The following is a 14,073-nucleotide window of genomic DNA, read 5'->3' on the forward strand; positions in this document are numbered from 1 at the left end:
TTCAGCAGCCGGCACCTCCCGCGGGCGCCGGCCGGTCCATATGTCAGAACAAGGCCGAACGAAAGCCGCAGGCTCAGGCCGCCTTCTTCAACGCTGCGGGCGCCGCATGGCTGGCGAAGTAGTCCATGCTGGCCTGCACGCCGCTGCCGGCCAAGGCCACGCCCGAGAGCTTGAGCCCCATCTCCACGCCCGCCACCATGGCGATGAGCGTGAGGTCATTGCTGTCGCCCAGGTGGCCCATGCGGAACATGCGGCCCTTGAGCTTGCCCAGGCCCGTGCCCAACGACAAATCGAACCGCTGGTGGATGAGCCGGCGCAGGGCATCGGCATCCACGCCCTCGGGCGTGATCACGCCGGTGAGCACCGGCGAATACACCGCCGGGTCGGCGCACTGGATGGGCAGTCCCCAGGCGTTGACGGCGGCACGCACGCCCGCACCCCAGCGCTGGTGGCGCGCGAAGACGTTGGGCAGGCCCTCGGCCAGCAGCATATCCAGCGCCTCGGACAGGCCGTACAGCAGGTTGGTGTTGGGCGTGTAGGGCCAGTAGCCGTCCTTGTTCATCTCCACGATCTCGTCCCAGGCCCAGAAGGCACGGGGCAGCGTGGCCTTCTTTGCGGCTTCGAGCGCACGCGGCGACAGCGCGTTGAAGCTGATGCCCGGCGGCAGCATCAGGCCCTTTTGCGACCCGCTGATGGTCACGTCCACGCCCCACTCGTCGTGGCGGAAGTCGGCGCTGGCCAGGCCCGAGATGCTGTCCACCATCAAGAGCGCGGGGTGGCCTGCCGCGTCGATGGCCTTGCGCACCGAAGCGATGTCGGAGGTCACGCCGGTGGAGGTCTCGTTGTGCACCACGCACACCGCCTTGATCCTGCGCTCGGTGTCCTTGCGCAGGCGAGCCTCGATCAGGTCGGCCTGCACACCCCGGCGCCAGCCGCCGGCCAGGGGCAGGTGCTCGTCCTTGCCCTCCCAGGCCAGGAACTCGGTGGAGATGCCCAGGCGCGTGGCCATCTTCTGCCACAGCGAGGCGAAGTGCCCGGTCTCGAACATCAGCACGTGGTCACCCGCGCTCAGGGTATTGCACAGGGCCGCTTCCCAGGCGCCGGTGCCCGATGCGGGGTAGATCGCCACCGGGTGGCGGGTCTGGAAGATCTTCTGGATGCCCGAGAGCACCTTGAGTCCCAGCGCACCGAACTCCGGCCCCCGGTGGTCGATGGTGGGCAGGCTCATCGCCCGCAGAATGCGGTCTGGCACCGGGCTCGGGCCCGGAATCTGCAGGAAGTGGCGGCCCGTAGGGTGAAAGTCGAGTTGCAGCATGGAGCGTCCTTTCTTTTTTCAGTTTTGCATGCAAAAACCGCGATTGCATGCGGGTATACCCTCAATCAGCAGGATTGTTCGGATAATTTTTTGCATGCAAAATTCAAATCACCAATCACACCATGGCTGAAATCATTGAAATCTCCCGCCTCGCGCTGCACGACCAGGTCGCCGCGCGCCTGCGCACCATGCTGGTGGAGGGCCACATTGCGCCCGGCGCCAAGCTCAACGAGCGCGAGCTGAGCGAGCAGTTGCGCGTGTCGCGGACCCCGCTGCGCGAGGCCATCAAGCTCTTGGGCGCCGAAGGCCTGGTGGACCTGCTGCCCAACCGCGGCGCGGTCGCGGTCAAGCTGACCGAGGCCGACGTGGTCAATACCTTCGAGGTGCTGGCCACGCTCGAAGGCATGTCGGGCGAACTGGCGGCCCAGCGCATCGGCGACGCCGAGCTGGCCGAGCTGCGGGCCCTGCACTACGAAATGATGGCCTGCTTCGCGCGGCGCGACCTGTCGGGCTACTACCGCATCAACGCCAGCATCCACACCGCCATCAACGAGGCGGCGAACAACCCGGTGCTCACGGCCACCTACCGCTCCATCAACGCCCGCGTGCAGTCGCTGCGCTTTCGCACCAACCAGAACGAGGCCAAGTGGAAGCTGGCCGTGGCCGAGCACGAACAGATGATCGAAGCCCTGGCCGCGCACGACGCCGAGGCCATGCGCCGCGTGCTGGTGGCCCACGTGCAGCGCAAGCGCGACACCGTGCTGGAGCTGCTGCGCGCGGGCGAGATCTATCCATTGAGACGCCAAGCCCCCACCTAGGACCCCTTTCCCATGCGCATCGAACCCGCCAGCACCCTGCAGCCAGCCGGTACCACCCTGCCCCCCAACGAGACCTGCGAGGCGCTGGCGCGGCGCCTGGCCGCAGAGACCGAGGGCGAGGTGCTGTTCGATGCCGGCTCGCGCGGGCGCTACGCAACCGATGCCTCCATCTACCAGATCATGCCGGCCGGCGTGCTGGTGCCGCGCACCGAGCGCGACATCGCGGTGGCCATCGACATCGCGCGCGACCTGAAGGTGCCGGTGCTGCCGCGCGGCGGCGGCACCAGCCAGTGCGGCCAGACCACCGGCGCGGCGCTGGTGATCGACAACAGCAAGCACTTTCGCAAGGTGCTGGCGCTCGATGCCGAGGCCCGCACCGTCACGGTGGAGCCGGGCATCGTGCTCGACCACCTCAACGCCCAGCTCAAGCCCCACGGCCTGTGGTACCCCGTAGACGTATCCACCAGCGCCCAGGCCACGCTGGGCGGCATGGCGGGCAACAACTCCTGCGGCTCGCGCTCCATCGCGTACGGCAACATGGTGCACAACGTGCTGGGTGCGAGTGCCTGGTTGTCTGATGGTGAGCTGGTGGACTTCGGCCCGCTGGCCACGCTGGGCCCGCGCGCCAGCGCCATAGCGCAGCACGTGCACGCCCTGGCCCAGCAGCACCGCAGCGAGATCGCCGAGCGCTGGCCCAAGGTGATGCGCCGCGTGGCGGGCTACAACCTCGACATCTTCGACAACCAGAGCGAAAAGCCCTACACCGCCGACGGCAGCGTGAACCTGGCGCACCTGCTCATCGGCTCCGAAGGCACGCTGGCCTACACGCGCAGCCTGACGCTCAAGCTCAGCGAGCTGCCGCGCGCCAAGGTGCTGGGCATCGTCAACTTCCCGAGCTTCCACAAGGCCATGGACTCGGCGCAGCACATCGTCAAGCTCGGCCCCACGGCGGTGGAGCTGGTGGACCGCACGATGATCGAACTGGCGCTGGCCAACCCGGCCTTTCGGCCCACGGTGGAGACGGCCCTCATCGGCAAGCCCGCGGCCATCTTGCTGGTGGAGTTCTCGGGCGCGGACAAGGCTGCCCTGCTCCCGCAACTGCGCCAGCTGGTGGAGCTGATGGGAGACCTGGGCATGCCCGGCAGCGTGGTCGAGATGCCCGATGAAGCCCCGCAGAAGAACCTGTGGGAGGTGCGCAAGGCGGGCCTGAACATCATGATGAGCCTCAAGGGCGACGGCAAGCCCGTGAGCTTCATCGAAGACTGCGCCGTGCCACTCGAACACCTGGCCGAGTACACCGACGGCCTGACCGAGGTCTTCGCCAAATACGGCAGCCGCGGTACCTGGTACGCGCATGCCTCGGTGGGCACGCTGCATGTGCGTCCCATCCTGGACATGCGCACCGATGGAGCGGCCAAGATGCGCGCCATTGCCGAAGAAGCCAGCGCACTGGTGCGCCAATACAAAGGCGCCTTCAGCGGCGAGCATGGTGACGGCCTGTGCCGCGGAGAGTGGATCGAATGGCAGTTCGGCCCCGCGATCAACGAGGCGTTTCGCGCCATCAAGAACCACCTGGACCCGATCGGCCTGTACAACCCCGGCAAGATCATCGACCCGCCCAAGATGGACGACGGCGCGCTGTTCCGCTTCGCGCCCGCCACGGCGCCCAAGCCGTACAAGCGCATCCCGCTGACGCCCGTGCTCGACTGGTCAGCCTGGAACGTGCAGGCCGACCCGGTGACCGAGGTGACCACCGCCCCCGGCACCGGTGGCGACGTGACCGGCGGCTTCGCCAAGGCCGTGGAGATGTGCAACAACAACGGCCACTGCCGCAAGTTCGACGCCGGCACCATGTGCCCCAGCTACCGCGTGACACGCGACGAGCAGCACCTGACCCGCGGCCGCGCCAACACCTTGCGTCTGGCCGTGTCGGGCCAGCTCGGGCCCGACGCCTTCACCAGCGAAGCCATGCACGACACCATGGACCTGTGCGTGGGCTGCAAGGGCTGCAAGCGCGACTGCCCCACGGGCGTGGACATGGCCAAGATGAAGGTCGAGTTTCTGGACCACTACAAGCGCCGCCACGGCCACACCCTGAAGGACCGGCTGGTGGCCCACCTGCCCGGCTACGCGCGCACGGCCAGCCACTTCGCCTGGCTGCTCAACCTGCGCAACACCGTGCCTGGTGCCGCCTGGCTGGGCGAAAAGCTGCTGGGCTTTTCCGCCAAACGCTCGCTGCCCGCATGGCGCAGCGACACCTTCTGGCGCAGCCACGACAAGGCGCTGTTCAGCAGCCGGGCCGACACCATTGCCGCCGCCCAGGCTGGCCGCAAGGCCGCCGTGCTGTTCGTCGACACCTTCAACGGCACTTTCGAGAGCGAGAACGCACTGGCCGCCGCGCGCGTGCTACATGCGGCTGGGTATGTGCTGCACACCGTGGAGAAGGCCGGCGGCCACCACTGCTGCGGCCGCACGTACCTGGCCACCGGCATGGTCGATGAAGCCAAGGCGCGCGCCGGTGCGCTCATCGACGCCCTGCTCCCCCTGGCCCAGGCCGGCATCGCCATCGTGGGCCTGGAGCCCTCATGCCTGCTCACCCTGCGCGACGAGGCCCTGGTAATGGGCCTGGGCGACAAGGCCGTGGCGGTGTCCCAACAGGCCCTGCTGTTTGAAGAATTCCTCGCCCGCGAAGCCAAGGCAGGGCGCTTCGCCCCATCCCTCCAGCCCGCAGGCCGACCCATCCTGCTGCACGGCCACTGCCACCAGAAGGCCTTCGGCGCCGTGTCCCCCATCCTGGAGGTGCTGCGCCTGATTCCCGACGCCAAGACCGAGCTCATCGAAAGCTCCTGCTGCGGCATGGCCGGCAGCTTCGGCTACGAGGCATCGCACTACGAGGTCTCGATGCAGATGGCCGAAGCCGCGCTGCTGCCCGCCGTGCGCAAGAACCCCGATGCCATCGTGGTGGCGGATGGAACCAGTTGCCGGCACCAGATCGCGGACGGCGCGCAGCGCGATGCGGTGCATGTGGCGCGGCTGCTGGACCGGCTGCTGACGTAGAACGCGGTGGCGCAGCCCCGGCTGCGAGCGTGGTGGTCCGCAGAAGGCGAATGCATGGACATTCGGGCCGGTCGAACCTAGTATTCGGTTTTTTCGATCCGCTAACCCCCATGCTGAACTACCGCCACCTCTACTATTTCTGGATGGTTGCCAAGGAGGGTGGCTTTGCCCGCGCCGCAGACCGGCTGGAGATGGCGGTGCAGACCATCAGCGCCCAGGTGCGCGATCTTGAAAAGGCACTGGGTCACCAATTGCTCAAGCCGTCCGGGCGCGGTGTTGCGCTGACCGAGGCGGGCCAGGCGGCCTATGCGCGGGCCGAAGAAATCTTTCAGTTGGGCCAGAGCATTCCGGACGAGGTGCGCGAAGCCGCCAGTGCCAAGGTGGCGCGGCTGTCGGTGGGGCTGTCGGACGGCATCTCCAAGCTGGCGGCGCATGCCTTGCTAGAGCCGGTGCTGGGCACGCCCCACCTGCGCCTGGTGTGCCACGAGGGGGAGTTCGACGAGCTGCTGTCGGAGCTGGCCCTGCACCAGCTCGATGTGGTGCTGGCCGGGCAGGCGGCGCCGCGCAACCCGAACCAGCGCCTGTCCAGCGAACGCATTGCGCGCTCTGCCCTGCAGTGGTACGGGCCGGCGTCGCTGGTGCGCAAATCTGCGCGCGACCACTTTCCGCAGTCGCTGCAGGACCTGCCGGTGCTGCTGCCCACCGCCCATTCGCCGCTGCGCGCCACGCTGGACCACTGGTTCGAGGACATCGGTGTGCGGCCCCGTATCGTGGGCGAGTTCGAGGACAGCGCCTTGCTGGCCGTGTTCGCCGCCCGGGGGCTGGGCGTGTTTCCGGTCAGCCAGTTGGGGGCGCAGGATGTGGGGCTGGTGCGGGGCTTGCGCATGCTGGGCGAATGCCCCGGCATCAGCGAAGAGGTGCATGCCATCTGGTCGCGCCGCGGGCAGCACCACCCGCTGGTTCGGCAGATGGTGGACTCTGCGCGCAGAGCTTAGCAACAGCATGCAGAGGCGGCGGGGGCATCGACAGGCCGCTGCAGCCCGCCCCACGCATGCCTCAGCCCTGCGCTGGCAGCTTGCTGACACGCCACTGTGTCAGCGCCGCGCGCATGATCCAGGCTTCTTCTGCGGCCACGTGGCTGTCCGCCATGGCGGCGGCGTCGGCAAAGTACAGCACCTTGTGCTGGAGGTCCGGCTCCGTCACTTCCGCCATGACGGCGTCCAGCGTGGCCTGGTCGATACTGCCGGTGAGCACGCGGCGCTCGTGTGCGGCCATCAGCAGGTCTTCGCACAGGGTGTTGAGCACCTGGGCGAATCCGCCGGGTGCCAAGCCGATTTGCCGCTCGATGTCCTGGCCGTACAGGGCCTCCAGCTCCTGGCGGCTGACGTTGCCGTCGGATATCAGCAGCAGGGCGACGATACGGGCTGCTGCTTCGGGGCTGTTGTGGGAATAGCTGCGCATGGTTCTTCCTTGTCGATGGGGTGGTTGTTCAGGACGCATGGGGTCATGCCAGACGGCATGGCGAAGGCGGGCCGCAGGCCCGCCGCTTCAATCGCGGTAGCGGTAGCGGCGGCGCGTGTTGTCACGCTGGGATGCAGGGACCCGCGAGGGGACCCGTGCCGGTGCACGCAATGCACCGTACCGTTGCGACCATTGCCAGACCCGTTGCAGCACCTGGGCGCGCAGCGCATTCAGCAGTGAATGGACGAACATCAATCGCTTCATGGGTACCTTGTCATGGTTGAACAAGGCTTGAATGTGCGGCTGCAGGCACGATTCAAGAAGCAGGTTTTTTATGAGTCATGCATCGGTGGAACCGAACCTGACCTCAATGCCGGACTTTGGCGGCATCCGCCGACGGACGCTTCAAAGGCGGCCTGCAGAGCCGTGTGGCCGCGCGCAGCCCACGGCCCGTGCCCCAGCGCGCAAGCCCCTGTCGGCGAGACGGCACGCCGATAGATTGCATGCCTGTGCCGCCCCAACGCCAGACAGCACAGGAGGCACAGGCAGACCGCTGCGTGGACAGCGCTGGCAGCGCGCCCTCAGATCGGCCGTGTCAGGTAGACGGCCTCGCGCCCCACGATGGGCTCGCGCGTGGGCATCAGCACCGTGCAGTCGTCGCACAGCGCGCGAATCTCGTGCGGGCCGTCGGTCGCGATGAGTTCATCCTTGGCAAACACTTCAAAGCCCTGGATGGGACGCGCAAAGCGAAAGTCGGGCGTGCGCACCATGCAGGTCTCCAGCAGCTCGTAGCGGCGCTGGGGGCCGGGCGCCGGGCGTCCCGCAGGCACATCGATGAGGCCGAAGTGGGCCAGGAAATCGAGCACCACCGCCGTGGCCATGTCGGCCGCGGACTGCAAAAAGTGCTGCCCGCATTCGACCACCAAGGCTACGCCCTGGCTGTCAGCCTGGCCGTGGAGGCCATGCTGGATGAGCGGCGTGCCCGAGCCCAGGCCGCTGGGCATGACCAGATGCACCGGCGGGCGGCCGATGGACAACGCCACATCGGCATTGCGCTGGTAGGCCGGGTAGACCCAGAAGGGCTCCACGTCCTGGCTGGTGGAGTGGATGTCGAGAATGTGGTCGGCCGCGGCCACCACGGGGCGCAGGGCGCGGGCGCGCAGCAGTTCAGGGCTCTCGGCCGTGCCGTCGAGCTCGGCGGCGGACCAGATGCGGTTGAGGTTGTGCACCAGCTGGCGGCTCTCGAACGGGCGGGCGCGGTCGAACGACTCGTACGCCGCCACGTTGGCAAAGCTGATGGTGAGCGTGCCGATGCGGGGGCGCACGCCGCTGTCGAGCAGGTGCGTGGCCGCCACCATGCCGCAGATCTCGTTGCCGTGGGTCAGTGCGTTGATCAGCACGTGGGGGCCGGGCTGGCCGGATTCGAAACGGTGCACGTAGTCGATACCGACATTGCCCTGGCGGTAGGCGGACAGGTCGCGCGGCAGGACTTCAAAGGCGGGAGGATTTTGGCTCATGGGGTGGTGATGCTAAGACGACACATGATTGTGTTCCCAATGGGCGGAAAGCGCACGCGGCCGCGTCAAAGACCGCGAGCGAAGAACGCCAGCACCGGCCGTCGGCTGCCACCGCGGCGGGCGATGGAGCGATGTACCATGCCCGCCAGTTCCTGGTACCGGTCTGACGCCCTCCCTCGCTTATGCCCATGCCCATTGCCCGAATTTTCCCGCTGGCCGACGTGGCCATCCATTTGCCCGCCGAGAGCTCTATCAGCGAGCGCCTCCAGCACGAGCCCGGCGAGCTGGACCAGGAGCTGGTGCTCTATCTGCAGGGCGATGTGACGGTACCGGAGCTGCACCTGAACGCTGCGCTCGACAGCAACCACCCACTGCACGCACTGCTTGCAGGCGCAGCGCAGGTGGGCGAGACGCCGTACCTCGTGCTCATCGACGGCAGCCTGCAGATCGACGGCGCCCTCACGGCCGAGGACGATGGCGACGCAGCGCACCTGGTGGTCCTGGGCAGCGCGCACCTGCGCGACGCGGTGCTGGCCGGGTCGCTGCTGTATGTGCGTGACGCCCTGGCGGTGGACGACCTGCTATGGGGCGACGGCAGCAGCGGCGCGCTGCAGGCGCCCGGTGGCCTGCAGGCGCGTGTGGCGCTGTTCACGGACGATTTCACGGTGCATGTGCAGGGCCCCGAGCAGGTGGAGTTTCTGATGGACGAAGTGCGCAGCGTGGCGCACCGCGCAGAGTTTGGCAGCGAGATCGTGGGGGCGGTCTTCCCCGACGAGTTCCAGGACGGCATCGACGCCGGCGAAGACGGCCTGCACCACATGCTCGACCGCGACCGCGTTCTGGCTGCGGTGCGCGCGGGCGGCAGCGCCACCCGCACGAGCGAGGAGATCAACGCCCAGTGGCCCGTGGCCCAGGACCTGTGCGCGGACGATGCCATCAGCGTGGAGAACATCCTGGCGGTGGTGCGCACCCCGGTGATTGCGCACAAGGAGCACAAGGCCTACGGCTGGTTCCAGCAGACCGACTTCTCGGTCTGCCAGCGGCATGTGGACGACGATGGCGACCAGCGTGACGACAACGTGTTCATCACCGTCTGGAAGACCTGGGACTTCTATCTGTCGGTAGACATGGTGCGCACCCCGCAAGGCCTGCTGCCTCGGCTCGCAGCCGCCGTGCTGCGCCGGCCTGTCACCACGACGCCCGTGCTGACGCTGGTGTACCGCCCCTACACCGACGGCGAGCCCGGCGAATGGCAAGCGCTGGCGCCCGACTCTGCCCCCGAGGCCTGGGCCGCCTGCCAGACCGCCTGGCGCGGCGTGCTCGACTACGTGCGCAAGGCCGTGGGCCAGCACCGGGCGCGCTACCCGCTCTACCAGCGGCTGCAGGCCGACCTGACCGCCCGGCACATCGAGGACTTCACCAGCCTGCCCGTGTTCACCGAGCGCTACAACGACTGGTGGGACAGCGACAAGAACGGCCACTGGCTGGACGACGTGTGGGTGGGCGCGCGCCAGCCCTGCATGCACGACGGCGAGCCGTGGGGACGGGCGCTCAAGTTCAGCTGGGAGAACGGCAGCCCCGCCCCCGGGGACGACGACGACAACGCCCACAGCGTCTACCAGATCGATGTGGACGAAGCCCGCGAGGGGCCTGCGCTGGTCGAGTTCACCCACGCACAGCGCCAGAACGAAGCACGCGTGGCCTTGCCGCGCGGCGCTGCCGACCACTTGGCGCGCCTGCTGCGCTTTTACCGGCTGGTGCAGGCCCGGCTGCGCGAAGAGCATGAGCGCGAGCAGGCCCGCGACGCCGAAGCCCGCCGCATCGAGGCTGCGGTGTACTTGCTGGCGCTGCCGCCGCTGGCGCCCGACGTGCCGGACGCTGGGGTGTTCCCGGTGGAGCTGATGACTTTGTCTGAACAATGGCAGGCCGACGGACAGGCCTACGTGGCGGCGATCCGGGCCCATCAGTTGGCCATGGATGCGAAGGCGCAGCGGTCTGGCGATGAGGACGGCACAGCGGAAGTGGCAGGCAGCGACGGCGAGCCCAGTGGACAAGAACCGCAGGACGATGAAGAAGCCCTGCCCTCCGACCCGCGCAAGGAGGCCGCACCCACGGTGCTGCAGCTCGCACGCGTGGTCCACGCCCACGCCGACGAAGACCTGGGGGACCGGTTCCGCCAGCGCTTCGCGTTTGCGCCGGACGCCTACGTCCAGCGCGCCGCCAAAGCCGGCCGGTTCATCGGACCGGTGATCGCCCTGGAAGACGGCCGGGTGCTGGCGCGCATCGGCCCGGCGTATGACGATGCCGCGCACTGGGTGGCGCTGCACGGCGTGGGCCACACGCCGCTGGCGTCGCTGCGGGGCCTGGGCCGGTCCCATGACCGGCAGGTCTTTGCGCAGGGCGACGGCCAGCAGGTCACCACGCACCGCGGCTTCGAAGGCCCGGTGATCGCGCGCTTTGACCTGCCCCGTGGCAACGAGGGGCTGCCGCCCGAAGTGGCCGTGACGGCAGGGCCACTGGGGCAGCGCTGCGATGAGCTCATCCCCTTCAACGACGGACAGCGCGTACTGCTGCTCAACCCCACCGGGGTGTACCTGCTGACCGCGGGGAGCAGCGGCACGGGCGTGCAGCGCCTGCACCCGCAGACCTTCGAGGAAGACGGCCCCTACACCTGGCCCAAGAACCAGATGGACGACGAGGTGGGTGGCAACACCATCACCACGCTGGCGCTGGACATGCTGCACATGGCACTGTCGCGCGATGAGCGCCACATCGCGGTGGGCGACCAGGACAGCCGCCACATCCTGCTCGACGCGCAAGGGACGGTGGTGGCGGAATACGACACGTTGTCGTCCTATCCGCACCACGCCGCCTTCTCGCACGACAGCACGCGCCTGTTTGCCAATTCGTGCCACCTGTACTGGGGCAGCACGCTGTCGGTGCCCATAGCCCCGGTGGCTCCGCAGTCGCCACAGGCTTCAGAGCCGGATCAGGCGGAGACCCCGCCGCTGGACGAGAGCTGCCGCGTGTACGCCTCGGTCACCGAACCCGGACTAGTGATCCTGGGCGACGCCGACGGCTACCTGCACGCCATCGGCGACGACGGCCGCCCGCTGTGGCGCCACCACATCGGCAGCACCATCAGCGGCATCGACATTTCTCCCGACGGCAACACGCTGTGGGCCGCCAGCTACGGCGGCTACCTGGCCAGGCTGCAACGCAGCGAGGCGGGCATGGACCCGTACGCCATCGGCACGTCGCGGTATGTGGAAACCAGCCGCTGGATCTTCTGGAGCGACGAGGCCGCGCCCCTGCGCTGGTAGCCCGGCCCCAGGAAGGGGTGCTGCGGGCGTGGGGGCCGCAGCAGGCCCCTCACTGCAGCACCAGCTCCACGCGGCGGTTCTTGGCCCGGCCGTCTTCGGTGGCGTTGTTGGCCACGGGTGCCAGCGAGGCCACGCCGTTGCCCACCAGCCGGTTGCCGGCAATGCCGTAGTCCTTGGCCAGCACGGCGGCCACCGCGTCGGCCCGGCGCTTGGACAGGGCCAGGTTGCTGTCGAATCCGCCCACGCTGTCCGTGTGGCCCACCACGTGCAGCTTGACGGCCGGCTCGGCTTTCAAGAAGGCGGCGATCTGGTCCAGCGAGGGCTTGGACTCGGGCTTCACGTCCGCCCTGCCGGTATCGAACAGGATGCCGTAGATGGCGACCTTGCCGCTCGCGGTAATGGACTTGCCGATGTCCGACGCGCTGACCACCACCATGTTCTGCTCCATGGCCTTGGTCTCGAGGATGTCCACCGCGATGTACGCACCCTGCTTGGACTTGTACGTCGCGTCTTCCTTGGGCCAGTCGATGGCCACCAGGCGCACCGTGGTGCTGCCTTTCTGGAAGGTTCCAGTGCGCACGGTCCCGGCATCGGCCGCGTACATCACGTATTCGCTGCGGTTGTTCTTGATGGAGTCGCGCTGGCCGCTGCTGAAGTTGGCCAGGAAGTTGGTGTAGTTGCCGGCTGCGCTGTCGCGCGTGGAGTCGTACAGCGCGGTGAAGCCGTTGGCCGTGAGGTCGTTGGCGTAGTTGCGGTACAGCTCCAGCGACCGCGTGGCGCCCGGCGCCTCGTACCACAGGCGGGTGAGTTTGCCCTCCAGCGCCAACGGCGGCTTTACGTATTGCCGCTTGTTGGTCTGCAGGTCGAACTCCTTGAAGGTGGAGGTCTGGAACTCCACCGCTTCGAAATTGCGCACCTCGTAGCCGACGATGGTGCTGCCGCCAAACCGCTTCACGGCCGGGTGGTCCTTGGCGCCAGCGAGGTCCTGGGCGCTGGCCGGCAGGTGGCTGGCCACGGCCAGGAACCCAAGGCACAGCGATGCGCCCCATTGACGAAACAGCCGCATGGTCATGAACATTCTCCGGTTGGAACTGGCGTGGGCCCTGTGGCGCCCTCTTGCGCCCTTTAGCGCCCTCTAGCGCCCTCGTGCGCCCGGCGGGGTGCTGCGCCGCGTCGGCGGGGCCCGGCCATCATAGGGGAGCCCCTGGCAGCGCGCCATGCCGAGAATGTGCAGAGCCCCCCGGCAGCAGCGTTTGCGCGCAAAAGTTCACGCTCGGCGGCATTAAAAATGCGGGCCCGGTCCTTCCTTGGCGAGCGTGTCCTGCGCGTTGCGCAGCGGGCAGACCTTGAGCGACAGGCATCCGCAGCCGATGCAGCCGTCCAGCTGGTCGCGCAGGGCGGTGAGCGTGCGGATGCGTTCGTCCAGGTCCTCGCGCCAGCGCTGCGACAGCCGGCGCCAGTCGGCCACCGTGGGCGTGCGGCCCGCGGGCAGGGCCTGCAGCGCCTCTCCGATGGCCGCCAGCGGCACGCCCATGCGCTGGGCCACCTTGATCACCGCGACACGGCGCAGCACCGAGCGTGGGTAGCGCCGCTGGTTGCCCGCGCTGCGCAGGCTGTCGATGAGGCCCCGCGACTCGTAGAAATGCAGCGCCGACACGGCCAGTCCGCTGCGGCGGGCGACCTCGCCCACCGACAGGTCGGCCGCCATGTCCAGCGGTGTGTCGCCCAGGGCGTCTTCGTGTTTCATGCGATCGCTTTCTGCAGATACTTGACCTCAACATAACTTCAGGTTTGATACTAGCAGCTCTTGCCACTCCCGCTCAGGACCCGCCATGCCGCCCATCGCCTCGCACCTCGCCAAAGTCCCTGCCGATCAGCTCGTCCATATCAACCCGGACGGCCTGTACGACCCCGCGCCCAACGGCTATTCGCACCTGGTCGTGGCGCCGCTGCACGGCCGCACGGTGTACCTGTCGGGCCAGGGCGGCGAGAGCGCGGCGGGCGAGCTGCCGGCGGGTTTCGCGGCGCAGCTGGATCAGGCGCTGCGCAACATGCGCACCGCGCTGGCTGCGGCGGGCGCCACGGTACACGACGCCGTGCGGCTGACCCTGCTGGTGGTGGACCACACCGAAGAGCGCCTGACGCTGTGGACCCGGGCGGCGCGCGGCGTGTGGAAAGACGCCCCCACGCCCGCCTGCACACTGATACCCGTGCCGCGCCTTGCGCTCGACGGCATGCTGGTGGAAGTGGAAGCGACTGCGGTGGTGACAGTGACGGCTGTGACCACAGGCACAGCAGCCATGGCAGCCACGGCTGCGGCAACCCGGCAGAACTGAGGTCCGTGGAGGATTGCGGCCCGCTGCCTCCAGACCGCCCCGGTTGTGGCGTACCATCGCGCGCAGTGGTCGCATACCGAGACCCAAACAGGAGGACCCATGGCCAAAGGCGAACAGCGCAGCAACAAGATGGCAAAGAAGCCCAAGAAGGACACGTCGATTCCCAAGGAGTCGCACGGTTCCGACCGCCCGATGCCCCCCGTGACGGCAGTGATGCCCCGCGGCAAGGACAAGAACAAGTAAGTA

At 68.2% G+C, this 14,073-nt stretch carries 12 protein-coding genes; 6 read left to right on the forward strand and 6 right to left on the reverse strand.

Features of this window, described 5'->3' with window-relative positions; translation table 11 throughout:
* Window positions 1–73 precede the first annotated feature (73 nt).
* Window positions 74–1,315 carry a pyridoxal-phosphate-dependent aminotransferase family protein gene (locus tag ASG27_RS17400; RefSeq protein WP_056418944.1) on the reverse strand — a complete coding sequence of 414 codons (1,242 nt, stop codon included), beginning with the start codon at window positions 1,313–1,315 and terminating at the stop codon, window positions 74–76.
* A 122-nt stretch (window positions 1,316–1,437) separates the two neighbouring features.
* Here ASG27_RS17400 and ASG27_RS17405 point away from each other — a divergent pair, with 122 nt between their 5' ends.
* From ASG27_RS17405 to ASG27_RS17415, 3 genes are all read left to right on the forward strand, one after another.
* Window positions 1,438–2,133 (forward strand): GntR family transcriptional regulator, encoded by a 696-nt coding sequence (locus ASG27_RS17405; protein ID WP_056170086.1) that lies wholly within the window; start codon window positions 1,438–1,440, stop codon window positions 2,131–2,133.
* A 12-nt stretch (window positions 2,134–2,145) separates the two neighbouring features.
* The gene (locus ASG27_RS17410) at window positions 2,146–5,190 is read left to right on the forward strand and encodes an FAD-binding and (Fe-S)-binding domain-containing protein (protein ID WP_056418945.1); all 3,045 of its coding nucleotides are present in this window, start codon (window positions 2,146–2,148) and stop codon (window positions 5,188–5,190) included.
* Window positions 5,191–5,300: 110 nt separating this feature from the next.
* Entirely contained in the window at window positions 5,301–6,185 is an 885-nt protein-coding gene (locus ASG27_RS17415; protein WP_056418946.1) for a LysR substrate-binding domain-containing protein, read from the forward strand.
* 61 nt (window positions 6,186–6,246) lie between these two features.
* On the opposite strand, the gene ASG27_RS17420 is transcribed toward ASG27_RS17415, so the two are convergent.
* The 3 genes from ASG27_RS17420 to ASG27_RS17425 all read right to left on the reverse strand — a co-directional run bounded on the left by ASG27_RS17420 (window position 6,247) and on the right by ASG27_RS17425 (window position 8,168).
* Window positions 6,247–6,651 carry a hypothetical protein gene (locus ASG27_RS17420; RefSeq protein WP_056418947.1) on the reverse strand — a complete coding sequence of 135 codons (405 nt, stop codon included), beginning with the start codon at window positions 6,649–6,651 and terminating at the stop codon, window positions 6,247–6,249.
* An 87-nt stretch (window positions 6,652–6,738) separates the two neighbouring features.
* On the reverse strand, window positions 6,739–6,915 hold the full coding sequence (locus ASG27_RS26850; protein ID WP_156370814.1) for a hypothetical protein: 177 nt from the start codon (window positions 6,913–6,915) through the stop codon (window positions 6,739–6,741).
* 317 nt (window positions 6,916–7,232) lie between these two features.
* A complete protein-coding gene (locus ASG27_RS17425) occupies window positions 7,233–8,168 on the reverse strand; it encodes a succinylglutamate desuccinylase/aspartoacylase domain-containing protein (protein WP_056418948.1) in 936 nt (311 codons plus the stop codon).
* A gap of 188 nt (window positions 8,169–8,356) precedes the next feature.
* Between ASG27_RS17425 and ASG27_RS17430 the strand changes: the two genes are divergently transcribed.
* Window positions 8,357–11,491: a hypothetical protein gene (locus tag ASG27_RS17430; RefSeq protein WP_056419203.1), complete on the forward strand. Its 3,135-nt coding sequence runs from the start codon at window positions 8,357–8,359 to the stop codon at window positions 11,489–11,491.
* Window positions 11,492–11,540: 49 nt separating this feature from the next.
* Here the strand turns inward: ASG27_RS17430 and ASG27_RS17435 are convergent, their stop codons facing one another.
* Both ASG27_RS17435 and soxR read right to left on the reverse strand, forming a co-directional pair.
* Entirely contained in the window at window positions 11,541–12,563 is a 1,023-nt protein-coding gene (locus ASG27_RS17435; RefSeq protein WP_200912443.1) for an OmpA family protein, read from the reverse strand.
* 210 nt (window positions 12,564–12,773) lie between these two features.
* Window positions 12,774–13,238, reverse strand: a complete 465-nt coding sequence (gene soxR, locus ASG27_RS17440) for a redox-sensitive transcriptional activator SoxR (RefSeq protein WP_326938727.1) — start codon at window positions 13,236–13,238, stop codon at window positions 12,774–12,776.
* 85 nt (window positions 13,239–13,323) lie between these two features.
* Here soxR and ASG27_RS17445 point away from each other — a divergent pair, with 85 nt between their 5' ends.
* Together ASG27_RS17445 and ASG27_RS27320 are read left to right on the forward strand one after the other, a co-directional pair.
* On the forward strand, window positions 13,324–13,827 hold the full coding sequence (locus ASG27_RS17445; protein WP_082486030.1) for a RidA family protein: 504 nt from the start codon (window positions 13,324–13,326) through the stop codon (window positions 13,825–13,827).
* A gap of 99 nt (window positions 13,828–13,926) precedes the next feature.
* Window positions 13,927–14,070, forward strand: a complete 144-nt coding sequence (locus ASG27_RS27320; protein ID WP_200912444.1) for a hypothetical protein — start codon at window positions 13,927–13,929, stop codon at window positions 14,068–14,070.
* Window positions 14,071–14,073 lie beyond the last annotated feature (3 nt).

The organism is Acidovorax sp. Leaf191, assembly GCF_001424425.1.
Classification (GTDB): Bacteria; Pseudomonadota; Gammaproteobacteria; order Burkholderiales; family Burkholderiaceae_C; genus Acidovorax.